This is a genomic window from Alloyangia pacifica, from assembly GCF_003111685.1.
In the GTDB taxonomy this organism is placed as follows: Bacteria; Pseudomonadota; Alphaproteobacteria; order Rhodobacterales; family Rhodobacteraceae; genus Salipiger; species Salipiger pacificus_A.
In genome coordinates this window covers 1,780,084-1,798,022 of record NZ_CP022189.1, presented here as the reverse complement: position 1 = coordinate 1,798,022, position 17,939 = coordinate 1,780,084, and the positions used below count along the sequence as shown (strand labels likewise).

The window sequence follows — 17,939 nt, the reverse complement described above, 5'->3', positions numbered from 1 at the left end:
CCCGTCGGCTATTGACTGCCCTTAGATCGAAGCCTCGCGCCGTGACAGCGATCATCGCCGGGCCATCGCGGCAGGAGCCTTATCCTTTGCCGCATTGGAACCCGCCCGGAGGCTCTATTGCACAAATCCCGTGAGAGATTTATATCGTGAATACAGCGTTGTAGCTGGGCTGCATGAGCAGACAGACACCCCCGACCTAGAAGTCCCGGAACTGGCCGAGCTACAACGAAGCGTTAAAGCGCCGCGGCTCTCTGACGATCTGGTTCGACCCCGCGATGACCTCGGAAGCCGCGCCGACCGGCAAGCGCGGACGGCATCCCGCCTATGGTGATGCCTCTATCCAGACCTGCCCGATGATGAAGGTGCTGTTCGGCATGGCGCTTCGACAGACAACAGGGTTCGGCGAGAGTCTGCAGCGACTGATCGGCTTGGACTGGGCCGTGCCAGACTTCAGCACGTTGTCGCGGCGCCAGAAGACCCTGAAGGTCAATATTCCCTATTGTGGATCGAACGGCCCTCTGCACCTGCTGATCCCCTCTCGGGACATTGCTTTGCAATGCCCTGCTGGGCAGTGGACGGCACCGGCATCAAGGTCGAGGGTGAAAGCGAGTGGAACGCCCGCAAGCATGGTGGTTCCAAGCGGCGCGTCTGGCGGAAGATCCACATCGGGATCGACGAGCAAACGCTGGAAATCCGGGCGGCGGAGTTCACCTCCAGCGAGATCGGCGACGCCCCGATGGTACCCGAACTGCTTGACCAGATACCGCCGGTGCGGGAGATCGCCAGCGTCACTGCCGACGGGGTTTTCGATACCCGCAAGTGTCAGGACGCCATCGCCGCCCGTGGAGATGCCGCGATCATCCCACACCGCAACAACGCCGAACCATGCAAGCCTGACACCGCAGGAGCCATCGTTCGGAACGAAATCCTGCGGACAATGAAGCGTGTTGGCCGGTCGATCTGGCGACGATGGAGCGGCTATCACCTCGGAAGCCGCGCCGAGACCAAGATGCACTGCATCAAGCTCTTGCGGCAACTCCTGTCCGCCCGAGACTTCGACCGTCAGGTCGCGGAGTGTCGTTGCGAAAGGCTCCGAGACGACACTGGCCTCGCTCTGCGCTTCGATCTGTTTTGCCTGCCCGGCTGCGACATTTATCGATGTCACCTGCCACGTCTAAATGGGCCGATCAGGGGTGCGTCGCCAACTTCACGACGTGCCATCCATAACCTTGCCCATATAGTCGTCGAAGGTGATCTCGCCACCTTCAGCTTCGGTCCGGCCCTTGTCCCTAGGGGGCAGGACGTCTTGCAGCATGTCGATGCGTTTCCACGACGGGAAAGGCTGCTGGCCCTCGGCATCCGGCACCTAGGGGCTTTCGGAAACGCGGACGTGTTTGTGGATGTAGCGCGCGCAATTAAGGAAACAGCCGGTCACTTCAACCCGCACCACAAGGTTGGCACCGGGGAAGGCAGCCAGAAGCTCCGGGTCTTCGCTCAGGATTGCGGTGCCCTGCACCCGGATGCGGTGCGGTGTCTCCATGTCGATGAACAACAGTCCGACCTTGGCGGCGGCGGCAATATTGCCCATCGACTTGAACATTCCGTTCCCGTCGTAGTTTGGGAAGACGAGCGTCTTGGCATCCAGAAACCTGACCGCGCCCACGGGGCCGCCCTTGTAGCTGACGGTCGGTTCGCCATCGGCGCTGACGGTCGAGAGGAAAAAGAAATCCCGGCTTTCGATGAAGGGAATGTGCGGTTCTTCGATCTCATCGCGCACGATGGCGTGGACCACCGCGTCGGCCAGTTTCAGACTGTCGTGGCGCGCCTGAAGGCTGCGTTGCTCTTCGGTGTAGAATTGATCAGGTGTCAACATGTCCATCTCTCCCGTGCATAGCGGCGCCCGACCGAAGCCAGGCGCCAGTCCGACTACTCGGCCAGCGCGTCGTCGGTTTCGCTGTCGGCCGTCTCAACCGGCTGTGCGTATTCGTTGTTAAAGGCCATGACGACAGGAGCGGGCTTGTTGTTGACCATCAGCCGGAACACGTCCGGGCGCGAATAATGCCCACAGGGATCGGCGGCGGCCTTGCCGATGGCGATCATGTTGAGGTCGATGTCGGCGATCACCAGACCCTCTTCGTCCGGGGCGAGGTTTTCGCCCATGGGCGAGCCGTCGGGGGCAAAGATGCGGGCATAGCCGCCCCCCTTCTTCAGCAGCTGCTGCTTCACCGGCGTGTCGCAGAGCGCCTCGATCATCTCGTCCGAGACGGTGGCGCAGGGGGCGATGAAAAAGCACTGACCCTCGACCGCGTACATGCGGCTGGCGGATGTGTTCACCTCCGGCCCGAGCGCATAGGCCCCGCCCTCGTAGACCGAGAAGCTTGGCCAGGCGCCGATATGGATTTGCTCGTTCTGCGCGAACATGGCGTATTTGTTCAGCGGATGCAGGTGTTCCCAGCAACACAGCGCGCCGACGCGACCAATGTCGGTGTCATAAACCTTCATGTCGCTGCCATCGCCTTCGCCATAGACCGTGCGCTCGACATGGGTTGCTTTCAGCTTCCGCCGGCGGGAAATGACCTGCCCGTCGGGGCCGTAGTGCCACTGCGCGATGTAGAGCGTGCCGTTGCGGTTCCACGACAGGCCCATGACCACGTGGATCTTGTTCGCCCGGGCGGCTTCGGCCAGCTGTTTGTCCTGCGGGCTGCCCTCGGTGATAGAATTCGCCGCATATACCGGCACATTGTGCATAGTCATCGCCGGAGCGTCGAGCCAGATATACCACGGATAGCCCGGCAGATAGGTTTCCGGAAAGGCGATCAGTTTGACGCCTTGGGCGGCAGCCTCCTCGATCAGGCCGATGGCTTTGTCGATACTGGCATCGAGGTTCATGAAGATGGGGGCGGCCTGAACGGCAGCGACTTTGGTGGGTCCGGTCATGGTGCTATCTCTCTGTTGGCGTCTTGTTGTTATGAAGAGAGGATAGACACGTCTCGTATCGCCGCGCGTGTCCGCCTGGGCGGAAGGTGGTGTATTTTTGAGCGGAGGGGAGAGGTCTTTTTTGGGTTTCGTGAGGCCTCTGTTAAGATTCCGTTATGGAAAAGCGATTCACGACGCAGGATGCACGCCCCACGGATCGGTTCGCCTATTGGCGTGAGGCGGTCTGCGATAGCTATGTCGAACTCGATTGCGCCACGGCGACACCTCGGTCCTTTCACGGGCAGATCGACCTCAAGCGACGCGCGCATCTCTCCACATCCTACGTGAAGGGCAGCAACCAGACCGTGACCCGGAGTCAGACCCATGTATCCCGAAGCGGCGAAGAGACCTTTCTCGTCAGCTTGCAGCTGCAGAAGACGGGGTTCGTGGAACAGGCTGGGCGACTGGCTCGGCTCGAGCCGGGCAATTTTGCGCTCTACTGCAGTTCCAGCAGCTACCGGCTGACGCTGCCAGACGATTTCTCGCAGGTCGTCCTTCAGTTTCCGAAGGCGGATTTCCTTGACCGCCTGCCCTGTGCTGAAGCGCTGACCGCGATCAAGGCCCCGACGCTCAGCGGGTTCGGCAAGCTGGCCGCAGAGATCCTTCCCCGATTGGTGGCTTCACTGGACGAGACGCCGGACTGTGCGCAGGCGCAAAGCCAGAATGCGATCATGGACCTCCTCGTAGCGGTTTTTGCCACGATCCAACCTGCGGTTGCTGACCTCCATTCTTACGATCAACTGATCCTGTTGCGGGCGCGTGCCTTCATCTCTCAGCACCTGGGCAACCCGGATCTGGACCGGACGGCGGTCGCAGGGGAAACGGGGCTTTCGGTGCGCCGGCTTAACGAGTTGTTCCAAATCGAGGGCAGTTCCATTTCCCGCGAGATCGCAACAGCTCGGCTGAATAGGATCGCGGCAGATCTCGCCAACAGTCAGCTGTCCCATCGCTCGATTAGTGAGATCGCCTATCACCGTGGAATCGTGAACTTTCAGAGCTTTTCGCGCATGTTCCGCAAACGCTTCGGCCAGACCCCGTCAGACTTCCGGTCGGAGGTCGCTTCACGGTCCTGACGCCAGTAGGGGGGCGTTTTGTTAATTTCCAACCAGAACTGACCCGGGTTTTCCATCGAGAAGTGACCCACCTTGGATTATGCTGAGCGGGTCATGATTGGGTCAAGACATGGCTTCCCTCCCTCTTTTTCCGGGTGGCTGCGGCCGCGCTGTCCTTGAAGCGGAAGCTGTCGTTTCCGGTCTCGAGGGTGTGGCAGCGATGGGTCAGCCGATCGAGGAGCGCGGTGGTCATCTTGGCGTCACCGAACACTGTGGCCCACTCGCTGAAGCTGAGGTTCGTGGTGATGATCACGCTGGTGCGCTCGTAGAGCTTGCTCAGCAGATGGAAGAGTAAGGCGCCCCCTGAAGCGCTGAACGGCAGGTATCCGAGCTCGTCCAGGATCACCAGGTCGAGGCGGGTGAGGGTCTCCGCGATGTGTCCGGCTTTTCCCTTGGCCTTCTCCTGCTCGAGAGCGTTGACGAGTTCGATGGTCGAGAAGAAGCGCACTCTCCGGCGATGATGCTCGATGGCATGGATGCCGAGCGCGGTTGAGATGTGGGTCTTCCCAGTGCCGGGGCCGCCGATGAGAACGACGTTCTGCGCTCCTTCCATGAACTCGCCACGATGCAACTGGCGCACCGTTGCCTCGTTCATCTCGCTGGACGAGAAGTCGAAGTTGGGCAGATCCTTGTAGGCCGGGAAGCGTGCCACCTTCATGTGGTAGGCGATCGAGCGCACCTCGCGCTCCGCGACCTCAGCCTTTAGGAACTGCGTCAGGATCGGCACGGCGGCTTCGAACGCCGGCGCACCCTGCTCGATCAGGTCGGTCACGGCTTGAGCCATCCCGTGCATCTTGAGGCTGCGCAGCATGATCACGATGGCACCGCTGGCTGGGTCATGACGCATGGCGGCCACCAGCATCGCGAGGCCGCAGCTCGTCATAGCGCTCCACATTGGCCCGGGGCTCTCGCTTGAGGGCCAAGGCACCCGGCGGGTCGATGGAGGGAGCGTCGGTCGACTTCCCGTCGATCAGGCGGTGCAGAAGGTTTAGGACGTGGGTCTTGGTCGCTACGCCCTCGGAGAGCGCCAGCTCGACCGCGGTCAGCACCACTTGCTCGTCATGATGCAAGACCAGGGCAAGGATATCGACCATCTCCCGGTCTCCCCCGGGCCGCCGCAGCAATTGGCTCTGCAATTGTCGGAAGGCGGGCGGCAGGTCCACGAAGGGCGCGCCATTGCGCAGGGCTCCGGGCTTTCGCTGGATGACGGTCAGGTAATGGCGCCAGTCGTAGATCGTTCTGCCGGGCAGATGGTGAGATCGCTGGATCAGCCGCTCGTGCTCGCACAGGATTTGCCCTTCCGCAGCGACCACGAGGCGATCGGGGTAAATCCGGAGGCTGACTGGTCTATTGGCGAAGGAGGCGGGGACGCTGTAGCGATTGCGCTCGAAGCTGATCAAGCAGGTCGGTGACACGCGCTTGCTCTGCTCGACAAAGCCGTCGAAGGCGGGTGGCAACCGCATGAGCGCCGCTCGCTCCCAGCCCCAGACATCCGCGATGCTACCCGCGAGGGTGCCATGGGGTGTCTCGCGCCAGAACTCCATGCAGCGCCGCTCCAGCCATGCGTTCAGCGAAGCAAGGTCGGGGAAGGTCGGCATGGGGTTCCATAAGCGCGGCCGGGCGTCCTGGACGTTCTTTTCGACCTGACCCTTTTCCCAACCCGCCGCGGGATTGCAGAACTCTGGCTCGAACACGTAGTGGTTTGCCATGGCCAGGAAGCGCATGTTCACCTGACGCTCTTTGCCACGGCCAACCCGGTCCACCGCCGTCTTCGCGTCCATTGTCCTCGGACCAACGGCGGACAATTCCCGCTGTCGTAGATCCCACGCTCCGGAACGCCGCCAAAGACGCGGAAGCCGTGCCAGTGGGCATCGAACAGCATCTCGTGGGTCTGCAGCATATAGGCTCGGACGAGGAAGGCGCGGCTGTGAGACAGCTTGATATGCGCGACCTGCAGCTTCGTGCGCTCTCCGCCAAGCACCGCGTAGTCTTCGCTCCAGTCGAACTGGAAGGCCTCCCCGGGCCGGAACGACAAGGGGACGAAGATGCCGCGCCCGGTGGTCTGCTGCTCGCGCTGGCGTTCTACCCGCCATTTTCGGGCGAAGGCCGCAACCCGGTTGTAGGACCCGGTGTAGCCGAGCGCCACGAGGTCGCCATGCAACTGCTTCAGGGTTCGGCGTTGCTTGCGTGACTTCGCAGCCTCCGTCTTCAGCCACGCAGCGAGTTTTTCAGCGTAGGGATCAAGCTTGCTCGACCGGGCCGGAATGCTGAACTTCGGCTCGATCGTGCCTGCTCTCAGATACTTCTTGATGGTATTCCGCGACAGACCGGTTCGGCGTGCGATCTCTCGGATCGGTAGCTTTTCCCGCAAAGCCATGCGGCGGATGACGTTCAAAAGTCCCATGTGGATCACTCCGGAATCCCCCGCTGCAAGCTGCGTCGCGGGGAGGGTCACATGGGTCAATTCTCAATGAAAATTACGCGCTCTCCCGGGTCAGTTCTGGGTGGAAATCAACAGCGTGACTTCATGCACGAGCACGGCAGTGCGCTGGTAAGCGCCGCCCATCTTCTCGGAGGCAGCGCCGCCCGTGGGCGCGTCTTGCGCTTCATTGAGGCGGTCAAGGAGAGTGGGCGACTCACACGAGCTCACCGCCGAGAGCTCAGCTATCTCCACTACCAGCTGTCGCTCGAAAATGTCGGCAACCCCGGCAGCCTGGAAGCGGCGCTTTTCGCTGAAATCGACCTGTCGTCGCCGGAGGTCGAAGACATCTGCTTGCTCACCTACCTGCTCACAGAGCTCCTCGAGCGCATCGCTGCGCCGGAAGCCGCATCTGACGCCGCAACGGCTGCCTACCTTGGAGATGCGGTGTGATGGCCTCCCGCAATCCCGCCGGCCTCCTCAGGGCCGGCTGCTTGAGACTGGTCAGAGGGATCAGTCAGAATTCGGGAGGCCCGTTCATGCACGACCAGAAACAGAGCCCCCCAGTCATTGGTAATCTCGCGGCGGAGGCCGTCGGACTTGGTCGCGAGATTGCCCGGGCGGCGCGCAGACTTGATCTCGGCCGGACGGCGCACGAGCCTGCTATTGTTGCCCGCTACCTGGCGCAGTCGGGTGAACGCCGGCCGTTCGGCCCCGATCTCGAAGTCGGCCTCGATGCCGTCGCCCAAGTCCTTGGGCGTGAACTCGAGGGAGAGTATCTCGGGCAGGCGTGGCACTCGGTACTGGCTGGCCAAGACGGCGATGGGCCACGCTACGAGGCCGCAGAAGTCATGACCTATACTGAGCGCGGTGAAGAACTCCTTCAGCTTCAGCGCGCTTACGAGCGCTTCAGGTTCCTCCGCGAGGAGGTGCTCGACCACCTCTCTGCGCAGCACGTCCTGCTGGAGATGTCGCGAGTCTGATGAACAAATTCTCCCGTCCCGGAACAGGGGCGGGAGAAAGGACGGCGTCGTGTTGTCCCAGTCCCTTGCAGTAAATGGTGCAGCCTGCGGCTCACGGCCATGTTGGCCCAACACCATGTCGACCGACATCTCCCGAAAATCTCTATGGGAGTTGCAAGGATGGATAACGGTTATCCGGGCGTCCTGCCGTTCGGGTTGAGTGGAGCGATCGGCCCCTACGAGCCCGAACACGACATTCGATCTTGTCGCGGCACGAAGCTTATTGCTGACTTTGAGGCCGAACTCGGGGGTCTGGCTCGCGAAATGTCATCATCTGAAATGCAAACGCTTCGAACTCGCCGGCATTCCCCTCGCCCGGCGGATGGAAACCGCGCTCGAAAGTGCCACTCACCTATATGCGGTTGTGGGTCTGACTTTTCTAAGGAGCCACGCTCCATAGAGAACGTTCGGCAATATCAGCAGGAGGGGTACCAGCATCTGCTGGCCTTTGCCTGCCTCCTCGAGAGCATGTTGCTGCTCCATGGCCTGCTGCGACGCGAGGCCGATCATGAAAATCGCGAAGTCCCAAAGCGCGTGGTAGATGACGGAGACCCAGAGCGATCCGGTGCGCAGGAAAATCGCCATCAGGAAAAGGCCCGTGCAAGCGGCCATCGCGGCTTGAACCAAGGCAGGACCGAAGTCGCCCGTGACAAAGCCATTCAACAGGTGAACGGCGCCGAAAAGCCCCGATGTCCAAAGGATGGCTGGCCAGATGGAAACTCTCGCGCGCAGGCCATCGAACAGCAGCCCCCGAAACATCGCTTCCTCCGAGAACCCCACCAGTAGCGAGTTCGCGAGAACGAGCAGCGTAACTCCTGCAGGAGGCAGCCCCATGAGCGCCGCGAGGCCGAGGATCAGGGCAAGCACGAGGACGGGGAACCAAAGCAGTGGAAGATCGCGCCCGCGCGGGCGTCTGAATCCCACCTCCCGCCATCCGGGCCCCCATGTGATGACGGCTGCCAGAAAGACCCCGGCAAGAAGCACCTGCCAAGCGAGGGTGCTGGTCAGCAGCTCCTGCAGCGGTTGAGGGCTCGGGTGGACTACCTTCGCCCCGAAGATCGTAACCGTGACCCATGTCACCAGCAGAATAGTCAGTCCTGACGCGGAGTTCTTGGACCCTGAGGGGGTCTCGGTCAGGGGCATGCGCGCCACCAGCAGCTATTGCAATCTACCAGCCGTGGAACGGTCACAAGCCCTGCTCGCGGCGATAGGCATCGACCGCCTTGCTTGCGTGAATGGATTGCTCTGCCGAGCAGCTGGAGCCGGCGGTGATCAGGCTGCCGGCGGGGGCGAACAGCAGGGTGCAGCCAGAGTCGAAACGAACCTCGAACTCTCCACTGTCCCGGCGCAGCAGTTCCGGCGGAGCCCCAGCCGCGCCGCCGGGAGCTGCGGAAACTGCGCCCTCACGCAGGTATCGCCCATTCACCCACCCGCGCAGACTGCCCGCAGCATTCTCGATTTGGCACCAGCGCGAGTTGTCAGCGCTTCGGCATCCGAATTTGCGTAGCTCGGCGCCATTGGACACGGTTCCCACGACGTCGTGTCCGGTCCCCGGCCCAGCCCGCACGTTCAGGCTGTCCTGCGGTGGAAGATCACTGACGACGTACCAGTCCGGACCTCCTGCAAGGCCGTCGGCGAAGTCGGTAGGAGTCGCGCCCGCGCCATCGGTGATCGAGATGTCGAGGCTGTAGCGCGCGGTTTCCTCCCGGCGGGCGGCATTGCGCATCAGGAAGACCTGGATGCGATAGCGTCCGTTCACAGGCAGTTGCCCGGAAAAGCGGTCCCCGGAACTTGCGCCAACGAACATCGCGGCATCCGCCCCCGGAGCCCAGACATTGAAGTAGTTCGACAGGTTGGAGGTCTGCAGCTCGACCTTCATCGTCTGACCCACCCCAGCTTGCAGGTAATAGTCGACCGACGCGTAGCCGGTGATCTCGCCGCTATAGGTCGCACCCGTCGTCCCTGGCGCGAAGCGCACCTCGATGGTGCGGGTATCCTGAGCGGCGACTGGTCCCGCAAGCGCGGCCATCAAGACAAGAGCAATACTGCGCCGGGTTCGTGCCATCATCGTCCTATCCTTCGTCGGTGGGGCGTCACTCGCCCAGCTCCCGCAACAGGGCTGCAACCGCTGCCTCAAGCTGGGGGTCGTGACCGCTCAGCATTGCCTCCGGCGGCGTATGGACGACCTCGTCCGGAACAATTTCCCGGTTCTCGAAGAAATCTCCCTCGATCGTCCGAAAGCCCAACTGGGGCACTCCAAGAACGACCCGCGTATCAAGCTGATCGGGCCGAAGCACCGCAGTCCCGGTGCCCGGCACGCGGTCGCCGACCGAGGGGCCCATGCCCTCGCGGATGTAGTAGTAGGGGAAGACCGAGGCATCCGAGTAATTCCAGGTGTTCATCAGGAGCGCGCTCGGCTTGGCCCAACGGAGATAGGGCGTCGTCCCCAGATCGACGCCGTTCCGCGTCACCAGCCCCGAATGGCGTTTGCCGGTGAGGAACGCGCTCAGCTGGTCATGCAGATTGCCACCGAAGTTGAAGCGAGTGTCGACGATGGCACCCTCCTTGTCACGGTCACGCCCCATCAGGTCGGAATAGACCTGCCGGTAGGAGTCATCCATCATGCGCCGCACATGGGTATAGCCAAGACGCCCACCCGAGAGTTCCAGCACCATGTCCCGCCGGTTCTCGACCCAGGCACTGTAGGCCAACTCTCCGTCGCTTCCCGGATCGGCCGCGCGCAGGGTGACGTCGACAGGACCCCCGCCATCCGCCGGGGCAACGGTGAGGCGAAGCTTGCGCCCCGCCATACGGTTCAGGAGCGGATAGATGTCATCCTCGGGGCCGATACGGGCCCCGTCCACCGCGAGGATCACTGCGCCGGGACCGAGCGGTCCGCCTGCCAATGCCGCTGATCCGCCGGGCAGCGTCGCTGCGATTTTCACACCCGCGCCCGTATGGGCCGTGTCGTAGTAGAGCCCAAGCTCTGCGGTGCTGTCCCAGCCAGCGTTGTCATGGTCGAAGCGCGCACCCATGTGGGAGGCGTTCAGCTCTCCCTGGAATTCGTTCATCAGGGTGACGAAATCTTCCCAATGGGTGATGTGTGGCAGGTATTTTGCATAAGCGTCCCGCATCGCCGTCCAGTCGACGCCATGCAGCGCGGGATCGTAGAATTTCGACTGCACAAAGCGCCAGTGGTGGTCGAAGATGTACTGCATCTCGGCGACCGGATCGAAGCTGGCGCGCAATTGAAACGGCGCCTGGGTACTGGCACCGCTGGCGACCTGTACGGTCTCGATGGACCCGGCCTTGATCAGGAAGAGGGTCGAGGCGTCTTTGCTCGCGATGATCTGCTCGATGCCGGTGCCAGGCTTGGCAAAGACCTGTCGGGGCCGGCCAGTGGCAAGGTCGATCAGTTCGGCCTCGATCATGCCGGATGTAACCTGCAGGGTGACCAGAAGCAGCTCACTGTTGTCGGCGGTCATGCGGGTCAGGATCGGCAAGACAGGGCTGTCTGTGATGCGCGACGTGCGGTAGGGCACGCCATCGAAGTCCGGTTCCGTCCCCGCGTCCGCAGCCGTTGCCTCGCCCAATTCGCGGGCAAGATAGCCGTCTGCCGTGAGCCAGGTTGCCATGACATCGACCATGGCGCCTTCGGAGGACAGGTTCCGCTGCGAGAACCGGTCGCTCACCCAGGAGACGACGCTGCCATCGGGGCTGAACCCTGCCTCGTCATCGCCGAAACCGCTGTCACTGAGGTTGTAGCGACGGTGCGCGCCGGTGGTCTCGATCATCTCGATCTCGGTATTGGTCGAGATGAAGCCAGTCGTGGTCAGGATATAGCCCCCGTCGGGGGACCATTCGAAATCGAACTGGTCGACGGTGTAGAAGTAGCTGGCGCTGTCGGGGAGGATCTCGGTGCTGGTGCCGGTGCCCGGGTCGAAGATGCGGATCGCGTTGCGGTCGTCGCGGTAGGCGATGCGCTTGCCATCGGGCGCATAGGCCGGTTGCAGTGCGTCGCTCTTCGTGTCGATCACGCGCCGTTCCGACATCGCCAGCGCCGTCAGAAAGCCCGTATCCTCTTCACCCAGCTTGGTCTCGTAGATGTCCCAGTCGCCCTCGCGCTCGGCGGCGTAGAGCAGCCGCTTGCCGTCCGGCGCGTAACTCACGGAATGCTCCGCCTCCGGCGTGTCGGTGATGCGGCGGACCTCGCCGGTTTCGGGGGACGCAACGAAGACCTCGCCGCGGGCGATCAGCGCGATCTCCGTCCCGTCGGGCGAGGTGACGGCTTCGGAGACCTGACCGGCCAGATCGCTGCAGACCTCGCCAGTATAGAGCGTGCCCTGACGGATATTGACCGGCACCTGCACCGGCTCTTGCGCACCGGGATCAAGCCGCCAGAGCTGCGTGTCCAACGTGTAGACCAGCGTGCCGTCATCCGCGACGGAGGCGAAGCGCACCGGCAGAGTGTCGTGCGACGTCACCTGTTCCGGCACACCGCCATGCAGCGGCATGCGCCAGACGTTGAAGGTGTCCGGCGCGGCGTTCGGATCCTCGATGCCGGTTTGCGGCATTTCGGTGGTCCAGTAGAGGCTCTGCCCATCCGGCGCGAAAGCCGGGCTGCGGTCGACGCCGCGATAGGTCGTCAGTTTTTCGTGGCTGCCGCTCTCGAAGTCGTAGAGCCAGATGTCGGAAGTGCTGTCCGAAATTTCGCCCTTACGCCAGAGGTTCTCGACCGTCTTGCGCTCGACATAGGCCAGCTTGCGGCCGTCCGGACTCAGGTCGGCCTGCGACATAGGCAAGGGCAGCACCATCCTTGCCCGACCGCCGGTCGCAGCCACTTTCATGAGCACGCCCACAGACTGTCCGAGCCCGTCGAGATAATCCACTTCGGGCGACCCGAGCCGTGCCGCGTGGAAAAAGACTTCCTGCCCGTCGGCCGAGAAGGCGAGCGGCGCTTCCGGTGCCGAGTGATGCGTGAGCCGCGTTATCTCGCCACCCTCGACGGGCATGACGAACACGTCGGAGACATTGAACCTGTCCGAGGCGAAAGCAATGCGGCTGCTGTCGGGAGACCAGACAGGCGCAGTGCTTCTGAATTGGCGCTCAGTCAGCGGGGAGGCATCGCCGCCTTCACTTGGGACGATCCAGATTTGGCCTCGGTAGGTGAAAGCAATAGACGCGCCATCTGGCGAAACCTGCGCGTCGCGGATCCAATAAGGTGAGGCCGCATCGGCCTGGCATGGTAGGGGAGCGCAGAGCAAACTTGCAGCAGCAACGCCACGAACACATTCGAAAAATTTCATCGAACCACCAAGATTGTGCGCCGTTCCGACTGAGCGTAGCAAGGCCTCACAATTGAGTCACCAAGTCATCCCATGTGAGAGCGATTGCGTGACCGATCCCAACTGAGGGCGACCGCGCTTTGTCCTAAGCTGCGCCGCCGCAGAACAGCATCGTATCCTATTGCGACGTTCGGGCGGCGGCAAATCTCGCAGGCGCAGGGCATACACTGATGGCACAGCCATCGAAAATCATCCGGAAAATGGAGCTTCGGAATCCCTCTTCATTGTCTCACGCGGCCCTGTCAGCAGATCACCGGAACCTGGCGCACGAGCCACATCAAAAGAACATCCCCTCCAACCGCTCGAAGACCCAGAATGTCGCGATGGTCCCTATGCCGTAGGCAGCAGCGACCGGGGCCGCCCGCGGCAGGGCGACGAGGCGGCGCAGCACCGCCACCAGCACCAGCAGCACACCGATGAAGGCAAGCTGGCCCAGTTCCACGCCGACGTTGAAGAAGAGCAGCGCCAGCGGGATGTCTCCCTGCGGCAGGCCGATCTCGACCAGCGCCCCAGCGAAGCCGAAGCCGTGCAGCAGACCGAAGGCGAAGGCGACGATCCAGGGCCAGCGCGTCGCGAGGCTGGAGCGGCCACGGCGCAGGTGGATGGCCTCGACGGCGACCAGCAAAATGCTGAGCGCGATCAGCGTCTCGACCGGGGGTGGTGGCAGCGAGACGTAACCGAAGGTGGCGAGCGCCAGCGTGATCGAATGGGCGACGGTGAAGGCCGTGACGGTCTTCAGCAGCATCGGCCAACCGCGCACGATCAGCATCAGCGCCGCGACGAAGGTCAGGTGGTCGACCCCCTCGAGGATGTGCTGCACGCCGAGCCGAGTGTAGGTCTGGACCACGGCCCAGGCCGAGGGCACCTCGGGGATGGTCACGCTGGTCTCGCGCGGGCGCAGCAGGAAACTGTGATGCGTGCCGTCCAGCAGCGCGACATTGACCAGCGTGTCGATTGTGGTGCGGTCCAGCCCGTCGATGCGCAGCTCGGTGCCGAGCAGCCCCGCGTCGCCGGTGAGGCCGTAGCGGAAGAGCACGAAGCCCTCGACGAGAGTCTCTCCGGGCACCGGTGTCAGGGTCAGGGCCGGATCGAAGGCGGGGCGGATGTTCTGCACCATGCCGTCTCGGGTCGGCACCTTCCAGAGGAGGTCGTAGCGCTGCGGCGCGACCTCGTCGATCTGCAGGAAGGCCGGGCGGATCTCATGCGCGCGGGCCTCTGGGGCCAGCGCGCAAAGGCATAGGATCAGAATGGAGAACAGGCGCAGGATCATGGCCGCGCGTACTCCTGCCGCACCGCATCGGGCACGCCCTCGGCCTCGAAGCGGACCTCGTAGCGGTCCAGCAGCTCCCGGAACATCTGCTCCTGCGCATCCAGCACCGTGTAATACTCGTACTGCCGGGCGACGAAGTCGCGGACCTCATCGAAGGGGGCCAGATGCTCGGGCTGGTTTTCCGTCACCAACACGAGGTGCAGTCCCAGCCCCGAGCGCACGGGCCCGGACCATATGCCGACCGGCAGTTCCGAGAGCGACTCTGCGAAGCCGCCGCCGAAAGAATTCTCCAGCGCCTGCGCCGGGGTCAGCGCCCAGTCCGTCGGCACAGCCAGCTTGCCGCGCTGGCCGGGCGGGACCTCTCCGCCCCCCTGCAGCGAGGCGAGCGTCGCGTCCAGTGCCTCGTCATCCGCCTCGGCAGGCAGGTAGAGCACCTGCCGGAAGGCGTAGGCTTGCGGCAGGGTGAAGAGATCGGGACGCGCGGCGTGGAAGGCCCGCAGCTGCTCCTCGGTGGGCGGCCGCATGAGCATGCTCAGATCGCTCGACACCGCTTCCATCTTCTGCGCCAAACGGGTGCGGATGATGTCGTCTTCCTTGTCGAGACCCATGCGCAGGGCCTCGCGGTAGAAGACCTCCTGCCGCAGGTGGCGGTCGATGATCGCCTTCAGGTCCCCGGGTGAGGGATCGCGCTTCCACTGCGCGGTCCAGAGCGTCTGCAAATGATCGAGCCGGGCCTGGTCAAGCGTGATGACCTCTTCCTGCGACCCCGCGCTCTCCTGCGGGGCCAGCCAGTTCCAGGCGGCGAAGAGCAGCCCGCCCAGGACGAGGAAATGGATGAGCGGCTCCCTGAGGATCGACTTCAGCATGGGGGCGCCTCAGTTCACCTCGTGCCAGATCGGCGAGGCCCAAGCGCGCTCGACCAACTCGCGCTTGACGTCCTCGGGGTAGCTCACCCCCTCGCGCAGCTCGTCGTAGAGCGTCCAGCGCGCGGTCGGCAGCTGCAGCACGCGGACGTAGTAGAAGGCCTCGACGTCCGGGTTCCAGTCGGGATCGGTCCAGACGGTCATCAGCTCGGGATCGCCCTTCTCGGCATCGAACTCCCCGGTCTCCATGTTGATCGGCGCATCGACGGGCGTGACGCTACCATCCGCCTGTAGGCGGTCGCCGGAGGCCACGACGTCGTAGATGGTGTCCTTCATCTCGCCATCCTCGTACCAGCCCTTGATGATCTGGATGCGGTCGAGGTTCGGCCCGATCGGGTCCTTCATCGCCCAGACCAGGAACTGCGGCGCCTCGGTGCCGGTGTAATCGCCGCCCATGGGCACGCCCTTGGCGTAGCCGTCAGTGACCATGGCGTCATAACTGTCGTAGCTCTCGGCAAAGCCCTGCCCCGCGAAGACGCGCACCTTCATCCGCGGGCCCGAGGTGGCGAAGGTCTCCTTGGCCAGCATGGAATCCCAGATCGCGCCTCGGGTGTTGGACTCGGCCCAAACGGCAGTCAGCGCGCCGGGGTTCACGTCGGAGATCAGCATTTCGCCCTCGAGCACTGAGGTCGATCGGATTTCGGCGGTCTGGTCGGCATAGCCGTGGCTGCCGACGGCGAAGTTGTCCTCCTCGACGTTGCTCGGCGTGCCGTTGTGGCTGTCGGTGCCGCCGACGAAGCCGTATTTGAACGGGTTCACCCCGAGGTCGGCGTTGTACTTGATGCCGCGCCCGAGGCCGTAGCGCACGAAGTTCTCCTTCACGAAGCCACGGCCGTTGAAGCGCTGGATCGACACGGCGTTCTCGAAATCGGCGAACTCGTCGTTGGGCCAGAAATTCGGCACCACCTCGGAGTTGCCCTTCACCTGCATCATCTCGATCAGCGGCTCCATCGAGGCGCGGGTCTCGGCGTACTCCTGTCCGATCGGCACGCCGGTCAAGCTGGCTTCTGCAAAGAGCAGCCCCTTGGATTCGTTGGAGTTGTGCGGGATGGCAAAAACCTTCTTGCCGTCGTCACGCTGGGTCTGCATCCAGGACCAAAGCATCTCGGGATCGGCGCCCTCGTTCGACGAGAAGGGCATCTCGGGCACGTTGGTGTCCCGGAAGAAAACGTTGCGGTGCTGGTTCGATCCGCCCGGCGCCGAGGTCCATTCATAGGCATGGATCGTGCTGAAGGTGCCCGGCTCGTAGTGCTTCTCGGTTGCCTCGAAGTTCTTCTGCCATGTGGTCTTGATCGCCTCCTCGCCCTGGAAGAAGGGCGGATGAGGATCGCCGCCCCCAGCGAGCGGCGTCAGCACGTATTTACCGTAAAGCCCGAGCGCCGTCTCGAGATCCGGCGCAGTGCGGAAGGCCACGGCGATCTCGTCATCATAGCCGGGCGCGCCCTCGGTCATCAGGCTGTAGGCCTCGCCCATGAATTCCGAGTGGTCGGTGACGGCAACGAAATCGAGCGGGCGCTTGATCTTGTGCAGGCTGCCGTTGACCATGATTTCCTCGCCCTTGGCGAAGCGGTAGGCATCATCCGGGGTCAGTCGGCTGCCGCCGATGAAGGCGTCCATCGAAACGCCTGTGTGGACGTGCTGCTCGCCGAAATAGGCTTCCTTCAGCGGATTGGTCGGGGCGTCGGCCTCGGTGGCCTGCGCCAGCGCGCCTGTTGCGGTGCTTGCAAGAAGGGCACTAAGGCCTATCAGGGGCAGGAAATTGGGTCGGGTCATGATCAAATGTCCTCGTTCCGGAAGAAAATCCGAAGGTTGGCAATATCGACAGCTTAGCACGCAATGTGGTCACGCATAGCGGGAGTAGACTAGCCAGCCCAATGAGATAACACTGCCCACCCATGGGTAATTCGAAAAATATTGACCTAACGGCAGACGACAGGCGCAAGCTTGAGGGACGGGGATGGCTCGACCACCAGCCCGAGGCGCTCCGCGCGGCCGTGCTGGACGCCTGCGCGGTGATGGAGCTGGACCGAGGCGAGAGCGCCATGCACCTCGGCGGCGAAGACGGCGGGCTCTTCGGGCTGATCTCCGGCTGGCTCGACGTGCTGATCTCACCCGGCGCCTTGGAACCCACTTTGGTCCACGTCGCGACCACCGGCTGGTGGTTCGGCGACAGTGCGCTGCTTACGCAAACCCCGAAGCGCGGCGCTCATGTTGCTCGCACACCCTGCCGCATCGCGCACCTGCCCGCCGAGGCGGCCGAGCGCATGGCCCGAGAAGGACTCGACATCTGGCGCAGCATTGCTTTCATCTCGGTCGGTGTCATCGATCATGCCTTCGCCGTGCTTGCGGCGAACCGGTCTCATCAGCCACTCGAGCGCAGCAAGCTCACCCTGCGCATCCTACTCGGCGCCGGTTTGCCCTTCGGGGCTGGCGCGCCGCTCGATCCTCCGGTCCTGCCGATCTCGCAGATCGAGTTCGCCGAGATCGCCAACCTCTCGCGCAACGCGGCGGGGGATGCGCTGAGGGACTTGGCGCAAATCGGCGCGATCCGGCTCGGGTATCGGGAAATCGAGGTTCTGGAACCGAGCGCGCTGGGGTCGACATAGCGCGCTTGGCAGGGCAAGCGACTGGCTCGGCGAGTTCTGTGGATGAGGATCGAGACCCTGGATTTGAACCCGGCTCGCTGCGTGGCAGCGAATGTCTGAAAGGTCCCGCATATCCGTGCCCGTTCCGCCTCGCTCCGAAGCCGGCGGCCGGACCGCCCATCCAAAACCTCGATGGTGCCCGCGTAGCCGTCCGTCGAGCCGTCCAAATAGCCGCCCATTTTGCCGTCCAATCCTGCCTCTTCACAGGAGAAGGACTCTCACAGTCA

At 63.3% G+C, this 17,939-nt stretch carries 14 protein-coding genes and 2 pseudogenes; 5 read left to right on the top strand and 11 right to left on the bottom strand.

Annotation, left to right across the window (positions count from 1 at the left end):
* Positions 1–173: 173 nt before the first annotated feature.
* A pseudogene (locus CEW88_RS08580) lies at positions 174–1,075 on the top strand (IS5 family transposase); the annotation flags it as partial.
* 132 nt (positions 1,076–1,207) lie between these two features.
* On the opposite strand, the gene CEW88_RS24805 reads toward CEW88_RS08580, so the two are convergent.
* Genes CEW88_RS24805 through CEW88_RS08570 form a run of 3 tightly spaced genes read right to left on the bottom strand, consistent with a single transcriptional unit; the run spans position 1,208 to position 2,937 of the window.
* Positions 1,208–1,366, bottom strand: a complete 159-nt coding sequence (locus tag CEW88_RS24805; protein WP_217626450.1) for a hypothetical protein — start codon at positions 1,364–1,366, stop codon at positions 1,208–1,210.
* Positions 1,367–1,873, bottom strand: a complete 507-nt coding sequence (locus CEW88_RS08575) for a pyridoxamine 5'-phosphate oxidase family protein (RefSeq protein WP_254694462.1) — start codon at positions 1,871–1,873, stop codon at positions 1,367–1,369. It lies immediately after the preceding gene.
* A 53-nt stretch (positions 1,874–1,926) separates the two neighbouring features.
* Positions 1,927–2,937 carry a carbon-nitrogen hydrolase family protein gene (locus CEW88_RS08570; RefSeq protein WP_108965934.1) on the bottom strand — a complete coding sequence of 337 codons (1,011 nt, stop codon included), beginning with the start codon at positions 2,935–2,937 and terminating at the stop codon, positions 1,927–1,929.
* A gap of 155 nt (positions 2,938–3,092) precedes the next feature.
* Here CEW88_RS08570 and CEW88_RS08565 point away from each other — a divergent pair, with 155 nt between their 5' ends.
* Entirely contained in the window at positions 3,093–4,049 is a 957-nt protein-coding gene (locus tag CEW88_RS08565) for a helix-turn-helix domain-containing protein (protein ID WP_108965932.1), read from the top strand.
* A gap of 91 nt (positions 4,050–4,140) precedes the next feature.
* Here the strand turns inward: CEW88_RS08565 and istB are convergent, their stop codons facing one another.
* On the bottom strand, positions 4,141–4,935 hold the full coding sequence (gene istB / locus CEW88_RS08560; protein WP_108967657.1) for an IS21-like element helper ATPase IstB: 795 nt from the start codon (positions 4,933–4,935) through the stop codon (positions 4,141–4,143).
* Positions 4,925–6,492, bottom strand: a pseudogene (gene istA, locus CEW88_RS08555) (IS21 family transposase). The gene istB and the pseudogene istA overlap by 11 nt, the downstream one beginning before the upstream one ends.
* A 51-nt stretch (positions 6,493–6,543) precedes the next feature.
* Between istA and CEW88_RS08550 the strand changes: the two are divergent.
* Both CEW88_RS08550 and CEW88_RS08545 read left to right on the top strand, forming a co-directional pair.
* Positions 6,544–6,960 (top strand): hypothetical protein, encoded by a 417-nt coding sequence (locus CEW88_RS08550; protein WP_159099579.1) that lies wholly within the window; start codon positions 6,544–6,546, stop codon positions 6,958–6,960.
* Positions 6,961–7,046: 86 nt separating this feature from the next.
* Positions 7,047–7,490 (top strand): hypothetical protein, encoded by a 444-nt coding sequence (locus CEW88_RS08545; RefSeq protein WP_159099578.1) that lies wholly within the window; start codon positions 7,047–7,049, stop codon positions 7,488–7,490.
* 387 nt (positions 7,491–7,877) lie between these two features.
* Here the strand turns inward: CEW88_RS08545 and CEW88_RS08540 are convergent, their stop codons facing one another.
* From CEW88_RS08540 to CEW88_RS08515, 6 genes are all read right to left on the bottom strand, one after another.
* Positions 7,878–8,672 carry a CPBP family intramembrane glutamic endopeptidase gene (locus CEW88_RS08540; protein WP_108965926.1) on the bottom strand — a complete coding sequence of 265 codons (795 nt, stop codon included), beginning with the start codon at positions 8,670–8,672 and terminating at the stop codon, positions 7,878–7,880.
* A gap of 43 nt (positions 8,673–8,715) precedes the next feature.
* Positions 8,716–9,597, bottom strand: coding sequence for an SH3 domain-containing protein (locus tag CEW88_RS24470; protein WP_159099577.1), 882 nt, complete (start codon positions 9,595–9,597; stop codon positions 8,716–8,718).
* 25 nt (positions 9,598–9,622) lie between these two features.
* A complete protein-coding gene (locus tag CEW88_RS08530) occupies positions 9,623–12,541 on the bottom strand; it encodes a S41 family peptidase (protein WP_254694461.1) in 2,919 nt (972 codons plus the stop codon).
* Positions 12,542–13,151: 610 nt separating this feature from the next.
* Positions 13,152–14,144, bottom strand: coding sequence for a HupE/UreJ family protein (locus tag CEW88_RS08525; protein WP_217626429.1), 993 nt, complete (start codon positions 14,142–14,144; stop codon positions 13,152–13,154).
* Positions 14,141–15,010 carry a peptidyl-prolyl cis-trans isomerase gene (locus CEW88_RS08520; protein WP_108965922.1) on the bottom strand — a complete coding sequence of 290 codons (870 nt, stop codon included), beginning with the start codon at positions 15,008–15,010 and terminating at the stop codon, positions 14,141–14,143. The genes CEW88_RS08525 and CEW88_RS08520 overlap by 4 nt, the downstream gene beginning before the upstream one ends.
* Before the next feature lie 9 nt (positions 15,011–15,019).
* On the bottom strand, positions 15,020–16,840 hold the full coding sequence (locus CEW88_RS08515) for a DUF3604 domain-containing protein (RefSeq protein WP_108965919.1): 1,821 nt from the start codon (positions 16,838–16,840) through the stop codon (positions 15,020–15,022).
* A gap of 122 nt (positions 16,841–16,962) precedes the next feature.
* Between CEW88_RS08515 and CEW88_RS08510 the strand changes: the two genes are divergently transcribed.
* Positions 16,963–17,673, top strand: a complete 711-nt coding sequence (locus CEW88_RS08510) for a Crp/Fnr family transcriptional regulator (RefSeq protein WP_108965917.1) — start codon at positions 16,963–16,965, stop codon at positions 17,671–17,673.
* The last annotated feature ends 266 nt before the right edge of the window (positions 17,674–17,939 follow it).